Origin of the sequence: Erwinia artemisiae, assembly GCF_051400835.1 — a bacterium.
GTDB classification, from domain to species: domain Bacteria; phylum Pseudomonadota; class Gammaproteobacteria; order Enterobacterales; family Enterobacteriaceae; genus Erwinia; species Erwinia aeris.
Genome location: NZ_JBLFFM010000001.1, coordinates 901,002 through 924,566 on the forward strand (window position 1 = coordinate 901,002; position 23,565 = coordinate 924,566).

Genomic DNA, 23,565 nt, shown 5'->3' on the forward strand with positions numbered 1-23,565 from the left:
TTCCTGCCGGCGTCGTCCGCTATAGTAATCCTTCGCCAGCCCGTTTCGTCCCGCCAGTCATGGAGCGATCATGAGTAACCCGTCCCGTAAACGTCCGCTGAAGCTCAGCACCTCCGTCAGCCTGATGGTCGGCGCGGTGCTCGCCGTGGTTTTGCTGATCGTTCATCTGTTCTATTTTTTCCAGATAAGCCATATCACCCGCACCGGCGTTAAGGATAAAGCGCTGGCGGTGGCGCGTACCCTGGCCGATTCTGCCGAAGTACAGCGCGGCCTGCTGCTGCCCGCCGATCGCAACATTATTCAGCCGCTTACTCAGGCGGTACAGGAAAGCAACCATTTGCTGTTTGTCGTGGTCACCGATATGCGCGGTATCCGCTATTCTCACCCTGATAAAACCGCCATCAACCGCCCTTTCATCGGCGAGGATTTGCAGCCGGCGCTGGCGGGTAAGGAAAACGTGTCGATCAATCGCGGCCAGCTGGCGCAGGCGCTACGCGTATTTACGCCGATTTACGACGCCCGGCAGCGGCAGATTGGCGTGGTGGCGGTAGGTATCTCGTTGAGCGAGGTCGCGCAGCAGATCGCGCGTACCCGCTGGTCGGTACTGTGGACGGCACTGTTCGGCGTGCTGGCGGGCGCTATCGGCACCTGGTGCCTGGTGCGGGCCTCCCGCCGCGTGCTCTCCGGTCTGGAGCCTTACGAGATTTCGATGCTGTATGAGCAGCGCCAGGCGATGCTGCAATCGATTAAGGAAGGCGTTATTGCGGTGGACGATCGCGTACAGGTCACGCTGATCAACCGCGCCGCGCAGCAGCTTTTTACCGAAGCGCGCCATCCGCAGGACGAAGCGCCCGGCCCGCTCATCGCCAACCTGCGCGAAGTGGTGCAAAGCGGCGTGCCGCAGCGCGACAGAGAGCTGCATTTCAAGGGGCGCGTGCTGCTCAGCAATACCATGCCGGTGCGCAGCAAGGGCATGATTATCGGCGCGGTCTGTACCTTCAGGGATAAAACCGAGGTCAGCCAGCTGGTGCAGCGGCTGGACGGCCTGGTCAACTATGTTGACGCGCTGCGCGAGCGCTCGCATGAATTTATGAACAAGCTGCATGTGATCCTCGGCCTGCTGCATATGAAAAACTACCAGCAGCTGGAAAGCTATATCCTGAAAACCGCCAACGGCTATCAGACAGAGATTGGCTCGCTGCTGATGAAAATTAAATCGCCGGTGATTGCGGGCTTTCTGTTAAGCAAGATCGAACGCGCGACCGATCGCGGCCACCGGCTGATCGTCAGCGAGGACAGCCTGCTGCCGGACTGCGGCAGCGAAACGCAGTCCGCCGCGCTGATCACCATTCTGGGCAACCTGATTGAGAACGCGCTGGAGGCCGCAGACGGCCAGCCCGGCGGCGAAATCAGCGTGCTGCTGCACTATCAGAACGGCTGGCTGGCCTGCGAGGTCAGCGATGACGGGCCGGGCATCCCGGAACCAGATGCTATCTTTGAGAAAGGCGTTTCCAGCAAAGGAGACGATCGGGGCGTGGGCTTGTTCCTCGTCAAACAACAAACCGAAAGCCTTGGCGGAAAAATTATTGTAGAGTCCGAACCCGGCGTTTATACGCAATTTTTAGTCCAACTGCCCTGGGATAGAGGAAACAAAAGCGCATGATTAACGTGTTAGTCGTCGATGATGACGCCATGGTCGCCGAGTTGAACCGCTGCTATATCGGCCAGCTGGAAGGATTTCACTGCGTGGGCATAGCCTCGACCCTGCAACAGGCAAAGGAGATGGCGCTGCATGGCGGCATTGATTTGATCCTGCTGGATATCTATTTGCAGCAGGAGAGCGGGCTGGATCTGCTGCCCGCGCTGCGCCAGGCGAAGCAGGCGGTGGATGTAATTGTGATCTCTTCCGCCGCCGATGCCGATACCGTCAGGCAATCGCTGCACTACGGCGTGGTGGACTATCTGATCAAGCCTTTCCAGTTCTCGCGTTTTGAAGAGGCGCTGACCGGCTGGCGTCGCCGCAAGACGCTGATGGACAGCCAGCCCTGGTATCAGCAGGCCGATGTGGATCGGCTGCTCCACGGCGACAGGGATGCGCCAGCCGAAGGCAAACGCCTGCCGAAAGGCCTGACGCCGCAGACGCTGCGCACGCTCTGCCAGTGGATTGACGCGCATCCGGCGGAAGAGTTCTCTACCGACGAGCTGGCCGCAGCGGTCAACATCTCCCGCGTCTCCTGCCGCAAATACCTGATCTGGCTGGCGCAGTGCCATATACTCTTTACCAGCATCCACTATGGCGCAACCGGCAGGCCGGTCTACCGCTATCGGCTACAGGCCGAATACAGCGAGCTGCTTAAACAGTACTGTCAATAACCCGCCAGCGCTCGTCCAGCAGCCGGAAAGGCTGTTGGGTTGCCAGCACCACCTGCTGCTCTCGCGTTACGAAAATGGCCTCGATCTGCGGATAATCCTTCAGGAAAACAAGGCTCTGTTCTACGCCCAAGCCATACAGCAGCGTGGTAAAAATATCGCCGTCGAGCGAACGGTCAGAAATGACCGTTACGCCGAGCAGCTCGTTGTCCAGCGGATAACCGGTTTGCGGATTGAGGATATGGTGATAGCGGCGGCCGTTCAGCTCGAAGTAGCGCTCATACACGCCCGACGTCACCACCGATTTATTGCTGACGGCGACGCTGCCGATCAGCGCGCCCTGCTCGCCAAAAGGCAGCTGCACGCCTATCGCCCATGCCGTTTCGCCTGCGGGTGCATCAAGCGTTTGCAGATTGCCGCCAAGATTGATCAGCCCGCAGAAGCAGCCGCGCTGATGCAGAAAATCCCTGACCACGTCGGCGATATAGCCTTTGGCTATCGCGCCCAGATCGATCTCCATGCCGGGCTGCGGCAGAAACACCGTCTGCTGCTGCTCGTCCAGCTGCACGCGGGCGGGATCGGTTAATGCCAGCAGCGCCTGTAGCTCGTGCGCGGGCGGCACGCTGTCGCCCTGAAAACCGATTTTCCAGCGCTTGACCAGCGGCCCGATAGCGAAGTTGAAACAGCTTCCGGCCAGCAGGCTCACTTCCCTGGCGCGTTTGATCAGCGCAAACACCGGCGCGCTGACCGCAACGGGATGGCTGCCCGCCGCCGCGTTCACCGCCATCAGCTGCGAACCGGCACGATTCACGGTAAACAGATTTTCCTGCTGGCGGATCAGGCGGAACACGTCGCCCGCTAGCTTTTCGTCGTGCTCCGCCAGCTTCAGCAGGATGGGCGAGCCCATCAGCACCGCAGAGTAAGCGTAAAGTCGCGCGTCAGCTGGCATCGTGGCTCTCCGGTGTGTTAATGATGCAGGGCGAAATCAGCCGCGTGACGTCCGGCCAGCGTGCCGAAGATAATGATATCGGCAATAGCGTTGCCGCCGATACGGTTACCGCCGTGAATGCCGCCGACGACTTCACCCGCCGCCCATGCCCCGGCAATAACCTGCTGCTGCTCATCCAGCACGGCGGTATCGCTGTTGATGGTGACGCCGCCCATCGTATGGTGCACGCCGGGCGCGATGCGGATGGCGTAAAACGGCCCCTGGTTCAGCGGATGGCGCATCGCGGTCTGACGACCGAAATCCTCATCCTGCTGGCGCTCGACAAACAGGTTGTAGCGCTCCAGCGTCGCCAGCAGCGCGTGCAGATCCATATTGAGCTTGATCGCCAGCTCCTGCGGCGAAGACGCGCTGACCACAAAGCCTTTGGCAAGGTATTCGTCGGCCGCCTTGTTGTTCAGCCTGACCTGTTCGTCAAAAATCACCCAGGCGCTTTTCTCCGGCAGCGCGATAATATCCGCCGACACTTTATCGCGGGTCGCCATCTCGTTGCAGAAACGGTGTCCGGCCTGGCTGACCAGAATGGCGCCGCCGCCGCGAATCGATTCGGAGATCAGATAGGAGGTGGTTTGCTCTACCGTTGGATGGATTTGGATTTCGCCCATATCCACCGTGCCCGCGCCAAGTTTTTGCAGCAGCGCGATACCGCTGCCGGTCGCGCCCTTATGGTTAGTGGTGACAAAGCCGTCCAGCTCCGGCCGGTAATGGGTGACCATCTCGCGGTTGGCGCTGAAGCCGCCGGTGGCAACGATTACGCTGCGGGCGTTAAGAATGCGGCTGTCATAATATTCATCGACCACCTTCACGCCGCTGACCCTGCCGTCGGTATAAATGATCTCTTCCACCGAGGTTTCCAGCAGCACCTCGATATTGCGCTGGTTAATGTTTTTCACCAGGCCGCTGATCAGAAAGCCCCCTACTGCCGAGCGGTCTGCCGGACGATGGGTGCGGTCGATGCTCATGCCGCCGGTGATGGTGATATCGTTCAGCTCAATGCCTTTCGCCGCCAGCCATTCGATAGCCTCAGGCGCCAGCTCCACAAACTCTTTCAACAGCACGGGATTGTTTTTGAAATGGCCGCCTTTCAGGGTTTCTTCATAGAACAGCGTTTTGCTGTCCTTGATGCCTTTCAGCTTCTGGAAGCGCGTTTCCGCCGCGTTCATGCCTACCGAGGCCTTGATGGTATTGCCGCCGATGGTCGGCATTTTTTCGATAATGGCCACGCGCGCGCCTTCGTCATGCGCCTGGATAGCCGCCGCCAGGCCCGCGCCGCCGCTGCCGATAACCACCACGTCGTAGTTTTGCGGCGCCTGCGGATTGCCGCCCTCTTCTATTACATGCTCTTTGCTGGAGGTAGCGAGCGCCCGCGAAACCGCTTTTTTCAGGGCTTCACTTTGGGTGGTGGCGCCGGTAATCGCATCCACATGCGGGCTGTTAGCAACCAGAATGCGGTTGCGCAGGCTTTCGAAAGTGGTGGTGAAATCGACGTCGAGCGTATCGTCCGGCACCAGCGTGATATCGGTAATGCGATCGGTATCCAGCGCGACGTTGATTTTTAGCTTCAGCGCCTCCGCCTCGACTTTTTCCTGATAAACGCCCGCTTTATATTTGCGGCCGGTCGCGCTCATATCGCGGATCATCGCATCCACCAGCGAGAAGCGCCACAGCGGCTCGGGGATTTTCAGCGCCTCGCGCCGGTTGCTGTCGATATAGAGTTCCAGATGGTCGTTGTGAATAATGCGATCGGCCCAGTCAGGATAGGCGATGCAGGCTTTGCCGATTGCCACCAGATCGAAACCGTGCTCCAGCCCGCTTTCGGCATCGGCTTTATTCACCACGCCGCCGACGCCGATCACCGGAATTTTTGCCAGCGTTTCGGAGCGCATAGCGCGGAATTTGGTAATCAGCGGCGTGGGATCCTGGGTGTCGACGATAGAAGGCCGCAGCAGCTGCCCTACGGAAAAATGCACGTAGTCCAGCCCGCGCTCGGCGAGTTTTTCCAGCAGATACATCGTGTCGTCAAAGCGAATACCGGGGACTTCCAGCTCTTCCGGCGAGAAACGATAGCCGATGATAAAGGTATCGTCCGCGAAGCGTTCGGCCATTTTATGCGTGATATCCAGCACCGCCAGCGGGAAGCGCGTGCGGTTATCGCGGCTGCCGCCCCACTGGTCGTCGCGCTGGTTGGAATTGGGCGAATAGAACTGCTGGATCAGGTAGGTGTTCGCGCCGTGCAGCTCCACGCCGTCGAAGCCGGCCTTGATGGCGCGGTTCACCGCGTCACCGAATTTGGTGATCATCACCTCAACTTCTTCGCCGGTCAGCGCCTGCGGCGTGGTGGCGCCTTCACGCGGCGCGGCGATGGCGCTGGGCGCAACCGGCGTTCTGCCGCCGATCAGCTCCGGCTCCACCATCCTGCCGCCGTGATAAATTTGCAGAATAGCCTGCGAGCCTTTGGATTTGATCGCGCTTGCTATCCGCGCCAGGCCCGCGATTTTGTTATCGCTGTCAATGCCTATCGCGCCGGGAAATGCCGGCCCTTTGGGATCGATAAAACAGCACTCCACGATCACCGCGCCCAGGCTGCCGGCACGTTCGCGATAATACTCTACCAGTTCACTGGTGACGGTGCCGTCGTAGAATCCCGTACAGGTGGTCATTGGCGCCATTACCAGACGGTTTTTTAATACGGCGCCATTCGGCAGCGTCAGCGGATTAAGGATCGGGGTGAGCGTGTTCATTATTATCGACTCCAAAATTTAAATTTTTGAACCGTGTTACATAAGAAACATCTTCGCTTAATTAACGGGTTCTGCTTTATGCAATAAATATATCAATTCTGGATTTATTAAATCGGTTAATTTAGTTATTAAACTTTTTAAATTACCAGAAACAATTACCGCATTATGTCACGCCGTCACCGCTCTGATTGTTACTCATTAGTTAACTAAAAGCAAATTCCAATTGCCACCTAAAAATAAAAGCATTAAAATCAATACACTAAAAATAGTACCAGCTATTTCAGGAAATAAAAACGTAACAGTAAACTGCTCTACACGTAACAATTTTGGGAAGACAATCAGGGAAAATGCATTTTCCAAAAAAAAGAACAAAATGGCTGGAAATATTTATTGATCCAGATCAATATTATTATTCAGGGCGACCTGCATTATCTTCACAGTTCCTTAATAGTATGTTAAAAACATGTTTAAAAAGGTCATCCTGTCACCAGGGTCGCGGTAAATAAGCCCGTTTAAAAAGGGCGTAGCCATTAACCGGGACATATCTCTTTTATTACTGTTAACTTGCAGATCAACACTATGAAAACAAAATCAACGTCGAGTGGATCGCCCGCCTCACCGGGAACCAAAAAACGTCTTGTTATGCTTTTTCTGCCCGTGCTGGTCACGGTGCTGCTGCTGCTGACGCCGGTCCCCGGCGGGCTGGAGCCTTACGCCTGGCGCTTCTTCGCGGTGTTCGTCGGCGTCATCGTTGGCCTGATCTTCGAACCGTTGCCCGGTGCGGTGATCGGCCTGACCGGGGTGGTGGTCATTGCCCTGTTCAGCCACTGGCTGCTGTTCAGTCCGGCCGAGCTGGCCGACCCCAAATTCCAGGCCGCCACGCAGTCCTTTAAATGGGCGGTCAGCGGGTTCGGCAACTCTACGGTCTGGCTGATTTTCGGCGCGTTTATGTTCGCCGCGGGTTATGACAAGACGCAGTTTGGCCGCCGTCTGGCGCTGATCCTGGTGAAGTATCTGGGGCGACGCAGCCTGACGCTGGGCTACGCCATTACCTTCGCCGATCTGCTGCTGGCGCCTTTCACCCCGTCCAACACGGCGCGCAGCGGCGGGACTATCTACCCGATTATCGCTAACCTGCCGCCGCTGTACGGTTCCAAACCCAACGATCCCAGCGCGCGTAAAATTGGTTCTTATTTAATGTGGGTGGCGATCACCGCAGCCTGTATTACCAGCTCAATGTTCCTGTCGGCGCTCGCGCCTAACCTGCTGGCGCTGGCGCTGGTGAAAAGCATCGTGGGCTTCGATATCTCCTGGGGGAACTGGTTCCTCGCCTTCCTGCCGCTGGGCCTGCTGCTGATCTTAACTATGCCTTTACTGGCCTACTGGTTCTATCCGCCGGAAGTGAAGATCAACGACGAGGTGCCGCGCTGGGCAAAAAGCGAACTGGAAAAACTGGGCAAGCTGTCGCGCAACGAAATGCTGCTGCTGCTGTTTGTCTGCTGCGCGCTGCTGATGTGGATTTTCGCCACCAGCTGGATTGAACCGGCCATGGCGGCGCTGCTGGTCGTGGTGCTGATGCTGTGGACGGGCGTACTGAACTGGAACGATATCACCAGCAATAAACCGGCCTGGAACACCTTCGCCTGGTTCGCCACGCTGGTGGCGCTGGCGGATGGCCTGGCGCGCGTCGGCTTTATCGCCTGGCTGGGCAAAGAAGGCGGCCAGCTGCTGACCGGCATCGATCCGCAAGTGGCGGCCGTGATGCTGCTGGTGGCCTTCTTCCTGCTGCACTACCTTTTTGCCAGCACCACCGCTCATACCACCGCGCTGCTGCCGGCCATGCTGACCATCGCTGCCGCCATTCCGGGCATCAATATGCCGGTCTACTGCCTGATGATGGTGACCTCGCTCGGCGTGATGGGGATTATCACCCCATACGGCACCGGCCCCAGCCCAATCTACTACGGCAGCGGCTATCTGCCGACCAAAGACTACTGGCGGCTTGGCACTATTTTCGGCGCGATTTTCCTCGGCGGCATGATGCTGATTGCCTATCCGTGGATGGTCATGATGTTCTGACCGTAAAAAAACCCAGGCTGACGGGCCTTTTCCGGCCCCGGCCTCTTTCCTTGCCGTGGCGCACGCTACGGCTTACCAGGTGAGCAAAATGTCAAACAAACCTTTCGTCTATCAGAACCCTTTTCCTCTCGCCCCTGACGAAACCGAATACTATCTGCTGAGCAGCGATCACGTTTCCGTCAGCGAATTCGCCGGTCAGGAAGTGCTGAAAGTCGAGCCGGAAGCGCTGACTTTGCTGGCGCAGCAGGCGTTTCACGATGCCGCTTTTATGCTGCGTCCCGCACACCAGCGCCAGGTCGCCGCTATTCTGAGCGATCCGGAGGCCAGCGAGAACGACAAGTATGTGGCGCTGCAATTTTTAAGAAACTCCGAGATCGCGGCGAAAGGCGTGCTGCCAACCTGCCAGGATACCGGCACGGCCATTATTATGGGCAAAAAAGGCCAGCGCGTCTGGACCGGCGGCGGCGATGAAGCGGCGCTGTCGCAGGGGGTTTACAACACCTACAGCCAGGATAATCTGCGCTACTCGCAGAACGTCGCGCTGGATATGTATCGCGAGATCAATACCGGTACTAACCTGCCTGCGCAGATCGATCTCTACAGCGTGGACGGCGATGAGTATAAATTTCTCTGCATGGCTAAAGGCGGCGGCTCCGCCAACAAAACCTACCTGTGGCAGGAGACGCGCGCTCTGCTCAACCCCGGCAGGCTGGAGGCCTGGCTGACCGAGAAAATGCGCACGCTGGGCACGGCGGCCTGCCCGCCTTACCATATCGCCTTTGTGATCGGCGGCACCTCGGCCGAAAGCACCCTGAAAACGGTCAAGCTGGCCTCAACGCACTACTATGACGGCCTGCCGTTTGAAGGCAATGAGCATGGCCAGGCGTTCCGCGATCGCGAGCTGGAGCAGGCGCTGCTGGCGGCCGCGCAGAAGCTGGGGCTGGGCGCCCAGTTCGGCGGCAAATACTTCGCCCACGATATTCGGGTGATCCGCCTGCCGCGCCACGGCGCTTCCTGCCCGGTCGGCATGGGCGTTTCCTGCTCCGCCGACCGCAATATCAAAGCGAAAATCAACCGCGATGGCATCTGGATTGAAAAGCTGGAGGATAATCCGGGACGCTATATTCCGGCCGAACTGCGCCAGCAGGGTGAAGGCGAGGTGCATCAGATTAACCTCAACCGGCCGATAGAAGAGGTTCTGGCGCAGCTGTCGCGCTTCCCGGTTTCTACCCGGCTTTCGCTAAGCGGTACCATTATCGTGGCGCGCGATATCGCCCATGCGAAGTTCGCCGAACGGCTGGAAAGAGGCGAAGGTTTACCGCAGTACCTGAAAGATCACCCCGTTTACTACGCCGGCCCGGCCAAAACCCCCGAAGGCTATGCTTCCGGCTCGCTTGGCCCGACAACCGCCGGACGAATGGATTCTTATGTCGATCGTTTACAGGCCAACGGCGGCAGCCTGATTATGCTGGCGAAAGGCAACCGCAGCCAGCAGGTGACCGATGCCTGTCGCGAACACGGTGGCTTTTACCTGGGCAGTATCGGCGGCCCGGCGGCGGTGCTGGCGCAGCAGAGTATCAAGAGCCTGGAGTGCGTGGAATACCCGGAACTGGGTATGGAAGCGGTATGGAAGATTGAGGTGGAAAACTTCCCGGCGTTTATCCTGGTCGATGATAAAGGCAACGACTTTTTCACGCTGATTGCGCAAAATCAGTGCGGTAAATGCGCTAAATAATCAGCGGCCCCTTTATCGAATAAAGGAGCCAGCCATGAGCGCGCCAGATAAAGGCTGCTGGCGCGCTAATACAACGACAGTGCCCTGCCCGTTACATGCCCTGTAAATTCGCTTCTTATCCACCCTGTTTATTTGCTGGCGCTACTTATCCCCTGTAAAAAATAACCTACACCCCATCTCTGGGGGAAACAGAAGCGCGCAGTAAAAATGAACCTGATAAAATACCACAGGGTTATTTTTGAAAAACGACTGGTAAAACAAGCGGGTCTTGTTACGAGCCTGGCTATAACGATGAAAAGCTCCGTTAAGAAACAGAACACATATTCCGCCCATCTTCTTTATACTATTTCAGGAAAACGTCATTCGTTTAAAAAGAAGCGCGCAGGCTATTATTTATTATTCTCCGAAGCGTCTTTACTGGCAGACTGAAGAATAAGCGCGTAGCGCGCCAGCAGCTGTTTTAAGCGATTCTCTATTTTCCCTCTTAATACCGGCGATAGCGGATTCGACTCAAGCTGACGCAACAGCTCCTCTGCGGGCTGCATCGCTTCCAGAGGCTGCCGAAGAGTGACCAGCTGAGCCTCGAATTCCGTATAGGTAAGACAGCCAGCGCGCTGCTCCTCCGGCACCTTCACCAGCGCCAGCATTTTTTTTAATCTCAACCGTGCCGTATGCCACAGCACCAGCTGCTCCCTGGGCAGCGCGGCCAGCATAACGGCCTCCTGCCAGTTTTTATCCTGGCCGCCCAGCTCTGGCGTAACCTGGCGGGCCAGCAGAGCAATCCGCTGCGCTTTATCCGGCTCGGGCTGCATCAGCTGCAAAGCCCACGAGCCTAAAGCGCACAGCAGGCAGGCGACAACCATGCCGGCAAAAAAGCCCCGGCTACGCTCCCAAAAACTAAAACTGACCGTGAGCGCGCCAGAGCTGGTCATATCACCCGGCACGTAAACCAGCGGCGTGAACTCATCGCTACGACCGGCCCGCGCCAGGGTCGCCCTCGTCAGCATGGTCCGGTCAGTTTTGAGCTGGCGTTCCGGCACGGTAAGCTGCGCTATAAGCTCGCTGATTTGGATATTCAGGCGATCAAGCTGGCTCAGATGCTTGTAGGCCAGCACCTCAAGCGTGTTGACATTTTGTTCCAGCTGCGCCTGCAGTCGGTAAAGCAGATCGAGATCGCTCGCTTCCGGCTGAAGCTCCTTAAGCCGTTGTTGCATCCCGGCGCTCAGCCAGGTCACAATCGCCAGCCGGGCGGAAAGCGGCTGCGGCCAGAGCGTCGGCCACTGATGTTTCATCATTGCCGTAATGATTTCAAACCCTTCGCACAATCCCGGCAGCCCGGCGCTGTGCGCCCTGGCCAGCGTATACCAGGCCACGCTTTGCAAATCCATGCCGTTCGCCCGAAAAAGCGCGATCGCGAGCGCCTCCACGCGCTGCCAGTCCGGCCCTGACTCGCCAGGCTGATTGAGCAAGGCGATTTCCTGCCGCAGGGCGGAAAATTCCGCCAGCGCGCGAGGATCGCCGCCTGTCTGCAAAATATTGTCGCCGTGTGTTGTCATGCCGGTTGTTCCTTTTTTCCAATAATTCTGTCAATCCCTGAATGGACTTCAAGCGTTTGCGTCAATATGCTTTCCCGCGTCACGATAAAAAATTTTCCTCAGGACAGAGGATAAAACCGTGATGTCACCCTAAAGTCACCTGTAATATATTAACCATAATAGTGATTTGCAAAAGTAATTTATCGTTCCTCGTTGCAATGAGGATGCTTCTTCACAAAACAGGCGGCTTTTATTTTCATTATTTCACCATCCGATCTTTTTCAGTAACATAAAGCGGCGGCTTGTTGGCAAGCGTAGCAAACAGCCCGCTAAACAATTATCGAAAAAAGATCCTTCATAAAACCACCGTTCCAGTTAGCGGGTTGTTTTTTACGGACGGCCGCTGATATCAGATGGCTTTCAGGAAGCTATTAGCCGCCGCATCCTGAATAAGCCATTTTTACTTTATTTGCTTAATAGATTTGATTAAATATTTCCAGTTTGTACCCCTTTTCTTTCATGCGCCGTTGATAAAAAGCCTGGCGCATCACATTTCGCGGCACCGGTCCGGGCGAACTCCGGAATTTCGTCTAAAGTTTGTTTCAGGGTCAATAACTTACAGCTATTCGATTGGGATAGGGAGAACGACTAATGCAGAAAGTTGAAAAACGTCAATGGAAAACCGTGCTGTCGCTGCCGTTGCTGATTGCCGCGCTGACGCAGGCCGGCTTCGCCGCTGCCGCCGATGGGCAGCCGCAGCCGCCTGATATGACGCTGGGGCCGCTGTTTAAGGCGGTGCAGGCCGCTAAACTGTTTCCCGATCAAAAGACCTTCGCCGACGCCCTGCCGAAAACCAGTCCCAGCCTGATCCTGGCAGACTGGCAGATGCAGAGAAAACAGCGCAATTTCGACCTGCGCCGATTTGTGAATACTAACTTCACGCTGCCCACCAACGGCCCGGCCTACGTGCCGCCTGCCGGACAGAGCCTGCGTGAACATATCGACGGGCTGTGGCCGGTACTGACCCGTAACGCCACGCCGGTTAACCAGTGGGATTCTCTGCTGGCGTTGCCCAAGCCTTACGTCGTGCCGGGCGGCCGCTTCCGGGAGATTTACTATTGGGACAGCTATTTCACGATGCTTGGCCTGGCGGAAAGCGGCCACTGGGATCGCGTGCAGGATATGGTGGATAACTTCGCCTCGCTGCTGGATAAATATGGCCATATCCCTAACGGCAACCGCAGCTATTATCTCAGCCGCTCGCAGCCGCCTTTCTTCAGCCTGATGGTCGACCTGCTGGCGACGCATAAAGGCGACAGCGTCTATCGTCAGTACCTGCCGGAGCTGCAGAAAGAGTATGACTACTGGATGAACGGCGCTGACCACCTCAAAGCGGGCGAAGCCAGCAAGCGGCTGGTGAAGCTGAAAGACGGCGCGCTGCTGAACCGCTATTGGGACGCCCGTGACGTGCCGCGTACCGAATCTTATATGGACGACATCGCGACGGTGGAAAAAGCTAAAGGACGCGATAAGGGCGAGCTTTATCGCGATCTTCGCTCGGGCGCGGCCTCCGGCTGGGATTTCAGCTCACGCTGGTTCGCTAAGCCGGACGATATCTCCTCGATTCAAACCACCGCTATTTTGCCGGTCGATCTGAACTCGCTGATGTTTCATCTGGAAAAAACGCTGGCGCGCGCCAATAAAGAGGCCGGTCAGGCGGACGCCAGCGAGCGCTTTGCGCAGCGGGCCGAACAGCGCCAGCAGGCGATTAACCGCTATTTCTGGGATGAAAAACAGGGCTGGTACGCCGACTATGACTGGAAGATGGCGCAAGTCCGTCCGCAGCTGACGGCCGCGACGCTGTTCCCGCTTTATCTCAAGGCGGCAACGGCGGATCAGGCCAACCGCACGGCGACGGCGGTCCAGGCGCAGCTGGTGAAGGAAGGCGGCCTGGTAACAACCAACGTCAACAACGGCCAGCAGTGGGATGCGCCAAACGGCTGGGCGCCGTTGCAGTGGGCAGCCGTGGAAGGGCTGAACAACTACGGCAAGCAGACGCTGGCGAAAGATATCGGCATGCGCTTTTTGAAAAACGTGCAGACCACCTATGACAAAGAGCACAAGCTGGTCGAAAAATATGTGGTGGAAGGCAATAACCTGGGCGGCGGCGGCGGCGGCGAATACCCGCTACAGGACGGCTTCGGCTGGACCAACGGCGTCACGCTGAAGTTAATGGATCTCTACTGCCCGAAAGGGGTGGTATGTAATAACGTCGGCGATATCACTAAAGGCCAGTAAGCCTTTCTTCAGGCGGTCCAGGATCGCCTGATTTCCCCCTGCTTGTTTCTCTCCCTTCGTTGCTTACCAGAAAATCACGCACGCTTGCCTGATTCCTCCTGCTTATTTTTCCCCTTCACGCCGTTTATCAGAAAAATCACGGATTGTACGCCGTAGTTGTAAAGATAATAATTATCATTAAGATTGTCATACTCTTTACACTTTTGCTGCCAGCCGTTAACAAGTCCGGCAGCGCTTTCTGTTTGAACTCTGAAAGGGAAGAAGCATGGTTTTCGCTCAAAAACGCCTGCTGTTCTGTACTACGCTGTTTGTCTCGCCCGTTGCCCTTTGCGCCGCCGATACGCTGGTCGTTACCGCCGCTCCTGCCGAAACGGCCACTACGCCGACCTCCGGCTATAACGCCACCACCAGCCAGGGCGCAATGAAAACCGACCGGCCGCTGGCGCTTACCGCGCAGGCCGTTTCCGTTGTCACCCGACAGCAGATGGAGGATCAGGGCGCAACCGACGTCAACCAGGCGCTGAGCTATACCGCCGGTGCTTTTACGAATTTTGCCGGCGCAGCCAGCCGCTACGATACCGTTTCGCTGCGCGGCTTCCACGGCGGCGACGTGGATAATATCTTCCTGGACGGCTTGCGGCTGATGAGCGATCCCGGCAGCTACAATATACTGCAGGTCGATCCCTGGTTTCTGGAACGTATCGACGTAATTAAAGGCCCCTCATCGGCGCTTTACGGTCAAACGGTGCCCGGCGGGCTGGTGATGGAAAGTTCGAAGCGTCCGCAGTTCAGCCAGCAGGGCCATTTCCGCGCCTCGGCGGGCAACCATAACAGCACCAGCACCGCCTTTGATTATACCGACGCCATTAACGAACAGTGGGCATTCCGGCTGACCGGCCTTAGCCGCCACAGCGATACGCAATACGATCATACGCGCGAAGAGAAATACGCCCTTTCCCCTTCCCTGCTCTGGCAGCCGGATGAAGATACCTCTCTGCTGCTGCGCGCTTATCTACAGAAGGATCCTTCCGGTGGCTATCACGGCGCGGTGCCCGGCGACGGCAGTATTACCGAACATAACGGACGCAAGCTGAGTACCGGCTTTTACGATGGCGACAGTTCTCTGGATCAATTTAAACGGCGCGAGCAGATTTACAGCTATGAATTTGCCCATCGCTTTAACGATACCTGGGCTTTCCGCTCCAACGCCAGCTACGCCCATTCCAATGTCGATCTCGATCAGGTTTACCAAATTGGCTGGGATACGGCTGACGCGGATCGGCTGAACCGCTATTACTCCGGCTCCCGCTCGTCACTCGATGCCTTTGCGCTGGATAATCAGCTGGAGGCGGATTTCGCCACGGGCGAGCTGGCACACAAAGTCGTGCTGGGCGCGGAGTACCATCAGTATAAAAACGATCTTTACGAAGCCAGCGGCAACGCCAGCCAGCTGAACGCGCGCACGGGTGAAGCGCTGGGGCCGCAGCCGGATTACGATTTTTCCCGCTCGCAGCGCCGCTACTATCAGACCGGCGTTTATTTGCAGGACGAGATGAGCTGGCAGCAGTGGCATCTGGATCTGTCCGGGCGCTATGACCGTATCGTATCGCAAACGGAGAACGATGCGACGGCAGACAAGCATCGCCGCCAGGACGATCATCTCAGCGGGCGCGCCGCACTGCTTTACGCCTTTGCCAACGGCGTTTCGCCTTACGTCAGCTACAGCCAGGCGATTACGCCGCAGTCGCTTTCCGACATTAACGGCAATCTGCTGCAGCCGACGACCTCGGAGCAGTATGAAACCGGCGTGAAATATCAGCCGCCGGGCACCTCGGATCTCTATAGCGCGGCAGTGTACGATTTAACGCAGAAAGATGTGGGCAACCGCGTGGTTAAGGAATCCTATTACGACCCGGCAGGCAAAGTGCATTCGCAGGGGCTGGAGCTGGAAGCCCATCATCAGTGGACGCCGCGCCTGAGCACGCTGGCCAGCTACACGCTTAATCACGTCCGTTATAAGGATGCCGTGGACGGCAACGACGGCCACACGCCTTACGTGACGCCAAATTCAATGGCTTCTTTCTGGGGTAAATATCAGTTTGCGTGGGGCGTCAGCGCGGGCGCGGGCGTACGCTATATCGGCAAGCAGTGGGCGGACAATGAAAACACCACGCGGCTGCCCTCCGTCACGCTGTTTGACGCTTCGGTGCGGGCCGATTTGGGCGTCTGGAATCCCAGCCTGAAAGGCGCTTTCGTGCAGCTTAACGCCACTAACCTCACCGACCGTCACTACGTCGCGGCCTGCTACGGCACGGGCTACTGCTACTGGGGAGCGGAACGTTCGGTGATGGCCACCGTCGGCTACGATTTCTGAGGCAGATAAGAGAAACCCCACGCCGGAGCGTGGGGTTTCTCAGTAAGCTTTACCGCTGCGCGATTAGCTTCTGACTTTACGGTAGATCCACAGCACAACGATGGCGCCAATGACCGCCACGATAAAGCTGCCGAAGTTGAAGCCGTCTACCTTGCCGAAACCGAACAGCGTACTGATCCAGCCGCCGACCACGGCGCCGACTACGCCCAGGATCACGGTGATAATAATACCACCGCCATCTTTACCCGGCATAACCCACTTAGCGATGATACCGGCAATCAGACCGAAAATGATCCATGACAAAATTCCCATTTACTGCTCCTTTGCTTGTACTGATTAGACGGCATAAGTATAGGCAAGATTTCTAACTCTGTGATTTAAAGCCAAACTTTTTGCGATTTTTTTTTCAGACCGGCTAAAGCGTCACGCGCCGATGCCGATAATTTGACGTAACACCGCCAGGTGCGGATTTTCTGACACCCAATCGGAGTAGGACGTGAAAGAAGAAGAAAAAGAACAATATCTCAAGCGTGGCCCGCTCGCCGTGCTTGCCGTATTAAAAAATTTGCTAAAAAATCAGACACCTGTTCTGGTTTCTCATGCAAGAGGCCAGTTTATTACGCGGCTGCTGTATGCGGATAAAGAGCGTCTGATCGTCGACTACGGCAGCAATGAGTATGAAAACCAGCTGGCGCTGGAAATGAATGAACTGCATCTGGCCGCAGAAACCTACGGCGCAAAAGTCGAGTTTACGCTTAACGCCCTTGAAAACGACAGTCATGAAGGCCTGCCCGCCTTCGGTGCCGGGCTGCCCGACGAGCTGCTGATGATCCAACGACGTGAGTTCTTTCGCGTGGCCGTCCCGCTTGACCCCATTTTTTACTGCTATGTCAAATGGCCGGACGGCAGCGGCCAGGGCCGGATGCGAGTCCAGGATCTCTCGCTGGGCGGTATCGGCGTGTTAAGCGATTCTCCCATTCCGGAAAGCCTGGAGGGTGGCGAAATCTTTAAGAAAGTGTGTGTTGAACTGGGCGAATATGGTCGCCTTGAGGCGGACGCCACGCTGATTAACGTCGGCGAGCGCAGCGTGGTAGGCAATAAAAATGAAACCGTGGTCACGCCGCGCCTGAGCTTTCGCTTCGCCTCGCTGGATTTCAGCCAGGAGCGCCTGTTACAGAACGTGATTTTCTCGCTGGAACGTCTGGCGCGCGAAAAAGCCACCCGCTTTCAGTAGCCGTAAGCCATCCTGCTGACGCAGCAAGCTTTATCAGGTCGCGCGCCCACTAAATTGTCCGGTAGGCCGTGGTCACTTTCCACAAATAGCGCGGCGCCTGCGCTGCCGGATGCTTGTTCTGTACATGCTGATAAAACTCTTCCGGCGTCATGGCGTTGATCATGGCAATAGCCCGATCCCTGTCGCGTGAGAACGTTCTCAGCAGCGCGCCTGCGCCATTGGCGTAGGAAACAATAGTGGCGTAGCGCAGCGTTTTCGGATCGCGGATCCCCGACAGCGAACTATCCTGCAAAATTTTCAGATAAGCCGTACCAATATCGATATTTTTCACCGGATCGCGCAGTTCCGAGGTGCTTGGCTGCCCGCGACGGCCCTGTACCCGATAGACTTCCCGGCCCGCCGTAGAGGCTTTTATCTGCATCAATCCAATGGCATTCGACTTACTGACTACCGTTGGATTGCCGCCCGATTCCACGGAAATGATCGCCTCAACCAGCTTCTGATCGACGCCGTAGTTATGCGCGGCGTTTTCCGTAAACAGCGACCAGGCCTGAGCAACCTTCCCCGGCGGCGCCTTGGTGAGCGGGGTTTGCCGCTGATGTTCATTCGGTTTATGCGGCTGGCTGGCGCACCCTGCCAGCAGGAGCATACTCACGATCGCCACTGTTTTTATGCTCTTCACGCTATTTTATTCCTCTCAGCTTTAGCTTCGCGTTTTATCATAGCGGCGATTTGCCGGGATAATATTACCGAAACTCTTAATTTAGCGCAGCGGTGGATGACTTCAGCTGCGCTTTTCGTCATTATCAGCCGTATTGGACCCTGTATTGCGTAAAATAATTCATTAACCCTGCGCAGAAAACAGATGTCCCGCCTGAAAGTACAAGGCTAACAGCTTTACCGCGACGAAAAACCGTTGAATAAGGGCCAAAATTTAGCCAATTAAGGATAAAAGTGAAGATTATGTCCGTTACTCCACGCACTTTTCATTTGATCGCGCCTTCCGGCTATTGCCAGAATCAGGCGGCCGCGCGGCTCGCCGTGCGGCGTTTGCAGGAGCAGGGTCATCAGGTGAATAACCTGCAAACGATCCCCCGTCGCAGCCAACGCTTTGCCGGTAGCGACGAGCAGCGGCTACAGGATTTGGATTTACGGCAGGTCGAGGCGGATATTGTGCTGACGGTTCGCGGCGGCTACGGCGCCACCAGGCTGCTTCCCGGTTTCGATGCCGCCGCGCTGGCGGCGCGTCTGCGCGAGCGCCCGCTGGCAATTTGCGGCCACAGCGACTTTACCGTGATCCAGATGGCGCTGCTGAAGGCGGGCGGACAAACCTTCAGCGGCCCGATGCTGGCAGGCAATTTTGGCGCGGAGGTCGTTTCTGATTTCACCCTCGAACATTTCTGGCGGGCGCTGACCTCGCCCGAATTCACGCTGGAATGGCCGACTGCGCCGCAGGATGTAGACGTTTCGGGCACGGTTTGGGGCGGAAATCTGGCGATGCTGACTTCGCTGATCGGTACGCCGTGGCTGCCGGAGATCGACGGCGGCATCCTGGTGATTGAGGATATTAACGAGCACCCTTTCCGCGTGGAGAGAATGCTGCTGCAGCTGGCGCAGCACGGCGTGCTGGCACGGCAGAAAGCCATTGTCACCGGCAGTTTTACCGGCGTAAAACTCAGCGAGTACGACAACGGCTATGACTTTGACAGCGTGTGGACGCTAATACGCGAGCTGACCGGCCTGCCGGTGGTGACCGGGCTGGAATTTGGCCATCACTGGAACACCGTCACGCTGCCGCTTGGTGCGCATGGCCAGCTGCGGGTCGCAGGCGACGTTGGCAGGCTGACTCTGTCAGGGCATGCGGTACTGCGGGAGCATTCATGAAGCAGCTGTATGAAGATCTGTGGATCTCAACGCCGGAGTTTCCGCCGGGCGAACGCGATCCGGAAGTGATGATGCACGGTTTTCTGCTGAAGCTTTCACGTGGCAACGTGCTGATTTCACGCGTTGAGGATCATGAAGACCATAATATTATCAGCGATCTCGGCGGGATTTTTCGCCACTATCTGACCCACTGGCACGAGGCTGGCCCGGGCGCGCGACTGCTGCAGCAACGCTTTAATTCAGCGCTCTATTGCCACAACCGCGCGCTCGGCCCCGTCAGCTCGTTCGCCGAAGCGGACGACACCTTTAATCAGGCGGAAGTGCACTGCGGCAGCCTGCACGTGGTGCCCACGCCGGGCCATACGCCGGGCAGCACCACCTACCTTTATGCTTCGCCCTATGGCAAAACCTATCTGTTTGTCGGCGATACTATCAGCCTCAGCCACCAGCGCTGGGTAACCGTGCTGGTGCCGGAAAGCAACGAGGCCGATCTGAAAAAAACGCTGGAGTTTTATCGGGCGCTGCGCCCGGACGTGGTGCTGATGGGAACCACAAAAGGCCACCTTTCCTGGCAGGAAGTGACGATGCGGGAGTGGCTGGCGCTGCTGGATGAGGCGGAGAATTCGCCGCTGGATCTGCGTCAGCGGCCAGGAGAATAATCGTCGTCTTCCTGCTACAGCGTTTTCGTCAGGTAAAACCGCTGGTGCACGCGCGGATAGTTATCCAGTACCAGCTGGACAACGTAGCCCTGTTTTTCATAGAAAGGCCGGGCCTGGAAGCTGGCGGTATCGACCTGAGCGTAGAGGCAGCCGCGTCGACGGGCCTCTTCTTCCACCGCCTGCATCAGCGCCGTGCCCGTCCCCTGCCCACGCAATGCTTCGCTTACCCAAAGCATATTAATGCGCAACCAGTTGCCCACCGTTGAACCCGTCAGGCCAGCAAGTTTTTTGCCGCTGGCGTCTTCAATAAATGCCCCGATACTTTTTAACTCGCCGATAGCCATAAACTGCGAGTTATAAGCCAGCAGGCCGGCTTCAATTTCCGCCAGTTCGTCCGCCCCAGGCTGGTGCGTTATTCTGATAGTCATAGACTCCTCTTTTATACGTAAAAGTTTGCGGCCCGCGCCGGCCTCCCGGCAAGATTGCCCGACTGACTACTCAGGATTCGACCTTTCCCGACGCATCGGTTCGTTGCAATGTTACCGTGCTGTTTTCGCGTTCGCCGGTGCGGCTACAGGAAACCAGGTTTTTCTTACCGTCATACGAGAAAAAGGTCTCATTGGTGCTTTTGTTCATCACCATCTGGTCTCCGTTGCGAAACAGCACGATAGCCACTTTATCGCCGTTATCGGTACGGGACTGCTGGCTGCCGGACGCAATCTGGAAGTTATCGCCCGCCCACAATACCGTGGTCAGGCCATACTGTGCGTTGGTCACGGTCATGGTTGGCCTGCCCGGACAGGTAATCTGATACTCGCTGTTTTGTAACGGCGCAGTGCCTTCAGAGGATTGAGCAAAAAAAGAACAGGCGCAAAGGCCGCCGAGGGCAAGTAAACGAAGCATGAGCATTCTCCGGGCAAGTGTCTGACAGGTCTGGCACAGTATCCTGCCCGCGTCGTGGTTGGGCCGCAATCGGAAGTGGCCTGGTCTGGGTTACAGGCTGCTCATCTCTTTAATATCCGCCTGGTTTACCGCCTGCTGCCTGCCGGATTCATCGGTGTAGATAACCATACCGGTCGCCTTATCGATTTCCGGCTTCCCTTCAACAACCTTTGTGCTGCCGTCGCGCATATGAATGATATGGTCATTTGCGCAGCCGCTCAGCAAAGTGGCCACGGCAATCAGTGGAAAAAGTAACAATTTTTTCATCTTTTCTCTCCTTAAGTTAACCGAGGCAAGTGTAGTCTATGTGCACAGCAATTTTTGATGATTGCTGCGCAGCGGGAGGGGTCGCAAGTGTCGACCAGATAAGGAAAGTTATCGCCGCCATCAACAAATTTCAGTTGAAGCCAGGCAGATTTAACTGTATTTTTATCCAGCATTGATAACCAGGATCCCTCTCATGTTTGTTGAACTGATTTACGATAAGCGCAACGTTGCGGGCTTACCAAACGCGCAGCAGCTGATTTTAGATGAACTGGAAAAGCGCATTAAGCGAGTTTTCCCCGATGCCGACGTCAAAGTAAAACCTATGCAGGCAAACGGCGTGAAAACGGACGCCAGCAAAAGCGACAAATCGGTAATGTTGAGAATTATTGAAGAAATGTTCGATGAAGCGGACCAGTGGCTGATTGCAGAAGAATTTTGATAACCCTCGCACTTCAGGCGTTATTATAACGATTTTTGCCCGTGGACGGTTGCGTTTTACCGTCATCATGCCACTATTCTTCTATCAAGTTTCCCTGGTGTTGGCCCGTGATTATCCTCTTTGCGGGCATTTTTTATCTGAAAACTGAAACCGCACTGATACATCCCTCTCTTTATTACTTTAATGAGTTGTTAAAATTTATTTAAATAAATTTAAATTTCGTAACAACCTAAAGTTTTCTCCGGACGAGCCGACGATCTGAGCAGGCAATTAATTGAGACGCAACTATGGCGGTTATATCTGTTCCTGCGCTGGGAGGGCTACTGGCGAAGGCTGAATGGCGTAAAGGCTCGCCGTTAACGAAGGAAGAAGTGGAAAAGATTCGGGATATCACCACGCAGGTTTTAGTACCGGATAATATAGCCCGCACGCTGGATCCTTTTTGCGGATACGCTAATGTCGATCCGCAAAAATGCTGGGAAACCTGGCAACGCTATCGGGCCGACGCGCTGGCCCGAAGGTAATCAGCGGTTTTCCTGCGCTTTTTGATGCTCAGCGATTTCGGCGTAAAGCAGATCGTAAACCTGTGCAGCGTAGGCCGAGCTGTCTCGCAACATTTGAATAGCATCCTCAAGCGTTTGCGGCTCCATCTGGCCTACAATTCGCCACCCCAAAGCGATGTTCTTCGCTTCTTCCAGTCGTTCCGGATGATAGACATACGCAGCTTCTGACACGAAATTCTCCTGATTTGAGTTTTGGCCCTATTTTACTGAGCAATGGCTGAGCATCTCAACCCTTGATTTAAACAGATTTAACTTTTTTGCCATTTTTACCCATCTTTTACCGGAAAATGTTTCTTTATCCGGCAAATCTACAGGGGATTTAAGAGAAAAACAGATTAATCCTGGCAGAAGAAAGTTGTAAACCCAATGAAGATTAACTACCACTGGTAAATAATGTAAGGAAATCGTTCGTTTTACCATTATTAATGAAACTTTCCCGTAACAGAACATTTCTGGCGGATTTGGCTTTATTCGCATCGTGAAAGAAAGCGATTTATTAATAGCGGGAGCGGGGATTGACTGCCTTTTAATACAGCAGGTTATGTCTGAAAAGAACGCGCAACAGATTGATGGATAAGCGGCAGAGTGAACATGTATTTATTACGCTAATTTAGCTTAGGTAAGAATAATATATTAATACGGCGTATGACCTTAACAGTACCGTTCAAAAAAAGAACTCCTGCCAGTGAGACAAGCCGACCGGCAGGCGAAAATTTCATCTACCGGGGCGCAGCACGGCAAGGATCTCCGCTACGTTGCCTTTTGAGCGAAATACCGCCGCGCAGAACACCAGATTGATGAGGATAGAAGCCCAGCTGCTATGACTGTAATCATCAAAGAAATAACGAAACGGAACCGAACCATAGGCCAGCACCAGCAGATAGGCCAGCCATGATGCCCACCATTGATGGTGCGCGCCGGGCTTACGGAAAAACATCAGCCGCAGGGCAATTGCCGAGCAGGTGATCACATTGGTAATCACCATAGGATCATTTGTGACCATGAAAGCCTCCTTTGATGCGGGCCAGCCAGGCGGCCGGATCCTGCTGATTAAAGAATGTTAAGGTTTTAATGGCCAGCGCCGAGAGCAGTACCGCTCCAAGCCCATCCAGCGGCCTGTCGCTATATCCCAACAGGCCAGCCAGTTTGGCGCCTACAACATCGGCGCCGAACACGCCCACGATCCATGAGACAACAAAATAAGCAGCCCGCACGCGCAAAGCGATGTCAGCTGCGCCGGCAACATAAAACACCGATCCGGCAAAGGCGCCAAACAACACGCTGTAGTTCATGCCACCTAACTGACTCGCCACACTCGCTCCGGCTGAAGATACCACACCAATCCTCACTACCATTTCATGAATGAACATAGAGCCCCCTTTCTGCTTCAGCGTCTTCTCAAATGGACGAGAAAAAAATCCCGGCCTGCGCCAGGAATA

At 55.8% G+C, this 23,565-nt stretch carries 22 protein-coding genes; 11 read left to right on the forward strand and 11 right to left on the reverse strand.

Going from position 1 to position 23,565, the window contains the following annotated elements:
- Nucleotides 1–70: 70 nt before the first annotated feature.
- Both ACMGEE_RS04270 and dcuR read left to right on the forward strand, forming a co-directional pair.
- The gene (locus ACMGEE_RS04270; RefSeq protein WP_436829723.1) at nt 71–1,663 is read left to right on the forward strand and encodes a sensor histidine kinase; all 1,593 of its coding nucleotides are present in this window, start codon (nt 71–73) and stop codon (nt 1,661–1,663) included.
- On the forward strand, nt 1,660–2,373 hold the full coding sequence (gene dcuR / locus ACMGEE_RS04275; RefSeq protein ID WP_253454520.1) for a two-component system response regulator DcuR: 714 nt from the start codon (nt 1,660–1,662) through the stop codon (nt 2,371–2,373). Before ACMGEE_RS04270 ends, dcuR begins: the two co-directional genes overlap by 4 nt.
- Here the strand turns inward: dcuR and ACMGEE_RS04280 are convergent.
- Both ACMGEE_RS04280 and ACMGEE_RS04285 read right to left on the reverse strand, forming a co-directional pair.
- Nucleotides 2,354–3,319, reverse strand: a complete 966-nt coding sequence (locus ACMGEE_RS04280) for an FAD:protein FMN transferase (RefSeq protein WP_436829724.1) — start codon at nt 3,317–3,319, stop codon at nt 2,354–2,356. The genes dcuR and ACMGEE_RS04280 overlap by 20 nt on opposite strands.
- Before the next feature lie 17 nt (nt 3,320–3,336).
- A complete protein-coding gene (locus tag ACMGEE_RS04285; protein WP_253454522.1) occupies nt 3,337–6,117 on the reverse strand; it encodes a flavocytochrome c in 2,781 nt (926 codons plus the stop codon).
- A gap of 579 nt (nt 6,118–6,696) precedes the next feature.
- Between ACMGEE_RS04285 and ACMGEE_RS04290 the strand changes: the two genes are divergently transcribed.
- Both ACMGEE_RS04290 and fumA read left to right on the forward strand, forming a co-directional pair.
- On the forward strand, nt 6,697–8,196 hold the full coding sequence (locus tag ACMGEE_RS04290) for a DASS family sodium-coupled anion symporter (protein ID WP_125289686.1): 1,500 nt from the start codon (nt 6,697–6,699) through the stop codon (nt 8,194–8,196).
- A gap of 88 nt (nt 8,197–8,284) precedes the next feature.
- The gene (gene fumA / locus ACMGEE_RS04295) at nt 8,285–9,931 is read left to right on the forward strand and encodes a class I fumarate hydratase FumA (RefSeq protein ID WP_253454523.1); all 1,647 of its coding nucleotides are present in this window, start codon (nt 8,285–8,287) and stop codon (nt 9,929–9,931) included.
- A gap of 389 nt (nt 9,932–10,320) precedes the next feature.
- On the opposite strand, the gene ACMGEE_RS04300 is transcribed toward fumA, so the two are convergent.
- The gene (locus ACMGEE_RS04300) at nt 10,321–11,487 is read right to left on the reverse strand and encodes a type VI secretion system ImpA family N-terminal domain-containing protein (protein ID WP_253454524.1); all 1,167 of its coding nucleotides are present in this window, start codon (nt 11,485–11,487) and stop codon (nt 10,321–10,323) included.
- A 630-nt stretch (nt 11,488–12,117) separates the two neighbouring features.
- Between ACMGEE_RS04300 and treA the strand changes: the two genes are divergently transcribed.
- Both treA and ACMGEE_RS04310 read left to right on the forward strand, forming a co-directional pair.
- On the forward strand, nt 12,118–13,764 hold the full coding sequence (gene treA / locus ACMGEE_RS04305) for an alpha,alpha-trehalase TreA (protein ID WP_301251747.1): 1,647 nt from the start codon (nt 12,118–12,120) through the stop codon (nt 13,762–13,764).
- A gap of 265 nt (nt 13,765–14,029) precedes the next feature.
- Nucleotides 14,030–16,138 carry a TonB-dependent siderophore receptor gene (locus ACMGEE_RS04310; RefSeq protein WP_253454526.1) on the forward strand — a complete coding sequence of 703 codons (2,109 nt, stop codon included), beginning with the start codon at nt 14,030–14,032 and terminating at the stop codon, nt 16,136–16,138.
- 63 nt (nt 16,139–16,201) lie between these two features.
- On the opposite strand, the gene ACMGEE_RS04315 is transcribed toward ACMGEE_RS04310, so the two are convergent.
- Nucleotides 16,202–16,450, reverse strand: coding sequence for a GlsB/YeaQ/YmgE family stress response membrane protein (locus ACMGEE_RS04315; protein WP_253454527.1), 249 nt, complete (start codon nt 16,448–16,450; stop codon nt 16,202–16,204).
- Between the two features lie 184 nt (nt 16,451–16,634).
- Here ACMGEE_RS04315 and ACMGEE_RS04320 point away from each other — a divergent pair, with 184 nt between their 5' ends.
- Nucleotides 16,635–17,372 carry a flagellar brake protein gene (locus ACMGEE_RS04320; protein ID WP_253454528.1) on the forward strand — a complete coding sequence of 246 codons (738 nt, stop codon included), beginning with the start codon at nt 16,635–16,637 and terminating at the stop codon, nt 17,370–17,372.
- Nucleotides 17,373–17,421: 49 nt separating this feature from the next.
- Here the strand turns inward: ACMGEE_RS04320 and emtA are convergent, their stop codons facing one another.
- The gene (gene emtA, locus ACMGEE_RS04325) at nt 17,422–18,021 is read right to left on the reverse strand and encodes a membrane-bound lytic murein transglycosylase EmtA (RefSeq protein WP_125289821.1); all 600 of its coding nucleotides are present in this window, start codon (nt 18,019–18,021) and stop codon (nt 17,422–17,424) included.
- Between the two features lie 314 nt (nt 18,022–18,335).
- On the opposite strand from emtA, the gene ldcA reads away from it, so the two are divergent.
- Nucleotides 18,336–19,256, forward strand: a complete 921-nt coding sequence (gene ldcA / locus ACMGEE_RS04330) for a muramoyltetrapeptide carboxypeptidase (protein WP_436829725.1) — start codon at nt 18,336–18,338, stop codon at nt 19,254–19,256.
- A complete protein-coding gene (locus tag ACMGEE_RS04335) occupies nt 19,253–19,915 on the forward strand; it encodes an MBL fold metallo-hydrolase (protein ID WP_253454530.1) in 663 nt (220 codons plus the stop codon). The genes ldcA and ACMGEE_RS04335 overlap by 4 nt, the downstream gene beginning before the upstream one ends.
- A 14-nt stretch (nt 19,916–19,929) precedes the next feature.
- On the opposite strand, the gene ACMGEE_RS04340 is transcribed toward ACMGEE_RS04335, so the two are convergent.
- The 3 genes from ACMGEE_RS04340 to ACMGEE_RS04350 form a co-directional block, all read right to left on the reverse strand.
- Nucleotides 19,930–20,343, reverse strand: a complete 414-nt coding sequence (locus ACMGEE_RS04340) for a GNAT family N-acetyltransferase (RefSeq protein ID WP_436829726.1) — start codon at nt 20,341–20,343, stop codon at nt 19,930–19,932.
- Between the two features lie 70 nt (nt 20,344–20,413).
- A complete protein-coding gene (locus tag ACMGEE_RS04345) occupies nt 20,414–20,818 on the reverse strand; it encodes a hypothetical protein (protein ID WP_253454532.1) in 405 nt (134 codons plus the stop codon).
- Nucleotides 20,819–20,908: 90 nt separating this feature from the next.
- The gene (locus ACMGEE_RS04350; protein ID WP_253454533.1) at nt 20,909–21,124 is read right to left on the reverse strand and encodes a YgdI/YgdR family lipoprotein; all 216 of its coding nucleotides are present in this window, start codon (nt 21,122–21,124) and stop codon (nt 20,909–20,911) included.
- Between the two features lie 193 nt (nt 21,125–21,317).
- On the opposite strand from ACMGEE_RS04350, the gene ACMGEE_RS04355 reads away from it, so the two are divergent.
- Together ACMGEE_RS04355 and ACMGEE_RS04360 are read left to right on the forward strand one after the other, a co-directional pair.
- Nucleotides 21,318–21,563, forward strand: a complete 246-nt coding sequence (locus ACMGEE_RS04355) for a DinI-like family protein (protein WP_125289676.1) — start codon at nt 21,318–21,320, stop codon at nt 21,561–21,563.
- Between the two features lie 287 nt (nt 21,564–21,850).
- Complete coding sequence (locus ACMGEE_RS04360; protein ID WP_253454535.1) at nt 21,851–22,087, forward strand: hypothetical protein; 237 nt, start codon at nt 21,851–21,853, stop codon at nt 22,085–22,087.
- Here ACMGEE_RS04360 and ACMGEE_RS04365 read toward each other — a convergent pair whose 3' ends face one another.
- The 3 genes from ACMGEE_RS04365 to ACMGEE_RS04375 all read right to left on the reverse strand — a co-directional run bounded on the left by ACMGEE_RS04365 (nt 22,088) and on the right by ACMGEE_RS04375 (nt 23,496).
- Entirely contained in the window at nt 22,088–22,297 is a 210-nt protein-coding gene (locus ACMGEE_RS04365) for a hypothetical protein (protein WP_125289674.1), read from the reverse strand.
- A gap of 544 nt (nt 22,298–22,841) precedes the next feature.
- Nucleotides 22,842–23,129 carry a phage holin family protein gene (locus ACMGEE_RS04370; protein ID WP_253454536.1) on the reverse strand — a complete coding sequence of 96 codons (288 nt, stop codon included), beginning with the start codon at nt 23,127–23,129 and terminating at the stop codon, nt 22,842–22,844.
- The gene (locus ACMGEE_RS04375) at nt 23,116–23,496 is read right to left on the reverse strand and encodes a putative holin (RefSeq protein WP_394149109.1); all 381 of its coding nucleotides are present in this window, start codon (nt 23,494–23,496) and stop codon (nt 23,116–23,118) included. The genes ACMGEE_RS04370 and ACMGEE_RS04375 overlap by 14 nt, the downstream gene beginning before the upstream one ends.
- Nucleotides 23,497–23,565: the final 69 nt, after the last annotated feature.

What these genes read in the sequence shown, in the direction of transcription:
- ACMGEE_RS04270 (WP_436829723.1), top strand. Translation starts at nt 71, where the DNA reads ATGAGTAACCCGTCCCGTAAACGTCCGCTGAAGCTCAGCACCTCCGTC.
- dcuR (WP_253454520.1), top strand. Translation starts at nt 1,660, where the DNA reads ATGATTAACGTGTTAGTCGTCGATGATGACGCCATGGTCGCCGAGTTG.
- ACMGEE_RS04280 (WP_436829724.1), bottom strand. Translation starts at nt 3,319, where the DNA reads ATGCCAGCTGACGCGCGACTTTACGCTTACTCTGCGGTGCTGATGGGC.
- ACMGEE_RS04285 (WP_253454522.1), bottom strand. Translation starts at nt 6,117, where the DNA reads ATGAACACGCTCACCCCGATCCTTAATCCGCTGACGCTGCCGAATGGC.
- ACMGEE_RS04290 (WP_125289686.1), top strand. Translation starts at nt 6,697, where the DNA reads ATGAAAACAAAATCAACGTCGAGTGGATCGCCCGCCTCACCGGGAACC.
- fumA (WP_253454523.1), top strand. Translation starts at nt 8,285, where the DNA reads ATGTCAAACAAACCTTTCGTCTATCAGAACCCTTTTCCTCTCGCCCCT.
- ACMGEE_RS04300 (WP_253454524.1), bottom strand. Translation starts at nt 11,487, where the DNA reads ATGACAACACACGGCGACAATATTTTGCAGACAGGCGGCGATCCTCGC.
- treA (WP_301251747.1), top strand. Translation starts at nt 12,118, where the DNA reads ATGCAGAAAGTTGAAAAACGTCAATGGAAAACCGTGCTGTCGCTGCCG.
- ACMGEE_RS04310 (WP_253454526.1), top strand. Translation starts at nt 14,030, where the DNA reads ATGGTTTTCGCTCAAAAACGCCTGCTGTTCTGTACTACGCTGTTTGTC.
- ACMGEE_RS04315 (WP_253454527.1), bottom strand. Translation starts at nt 16,450, where the DNA reads ATGGGAATTTTGTCATGGATCATTTTCGGTCTGATTGCCGGTATCATC.
- emtA (WP_125289821.1), bottom strand. Translation starts at nt 18,021, where the DNA reads ATGCTCCTGCTGGCAGGGTGCGCCAGCCAGCCGCATAAACCGAATGAA.
- ldcA (WP_436829725.1), top strand. Translation starts at nt 18,336, where the DNA reads ATGTCCGTTACTCCACGCACTTTTCATTTGATCGCGCCTTCCGGCTAT.
- ACMGEE_RS04335 (WP_253454530.1), top strand. Translation starts at nt 19,253, where the DNA reads ATGAAGCAGCTGTATGAAGATCTGTGGATCTCAACGCCGGAGTTTCCG.
- ACMGEE_RS04340 (WP_436829726.1), bottom strand. Translation starts at nt 20,343, where the DNA reads ATGACTATCAGAATAACGCACCAGCCTGGGGCGGACGAACTGGCGGAA.
- ACMGEE_RS04345 (WP_253454532.1), bottom strand. Translation starts at nt 20,818, where the DNA reads ATGCTTCGTTTACTTGCCCTCGGCGGCCTTTGCGCCTGTTCTTTTTTT.
- ACMGEE_RS04350 (WP_253454533.1), bottom strand. Translation starts at nt 21,124, where the DNA reads ATGAAAAAATTGTTACTTTTTCCACTGATTGCCGTGGCCACTTTGCTG.
- ACMGEE_RS04355 (WP_125289676.1), top strand. Translation starts at nt 21,318, where the DNA reads ATGTTTGTTGAACTGATTTACGATAAGCGCAACGTTGCGGGCTTACCA.
- ACMGEE_RS04360 (WP_253454535.1), top strand. Translation starts at nt 21,851, where the DNA reads ATGGCGGTTATATCTGTTCCTGCGCTGGGAGGGCTACTGGCGAAGGCT.
- ACMGEE_RS04370 (WP_253454536.1), bottom strand. Translation starts at nt 23,129, where the DNA reads ATGGTCACAAATGATCCTATGGTGATTACCAATGTGATCACCTGCTCG.
- ACMGEE_RS04375 (WP_394149109.1), bottom strand. Translation starts at nt 23,496, where the DNA reads ATGTTCATTCATGAAATGGTAGTGAGGATTGGTGTGGTATCTTCAGCC.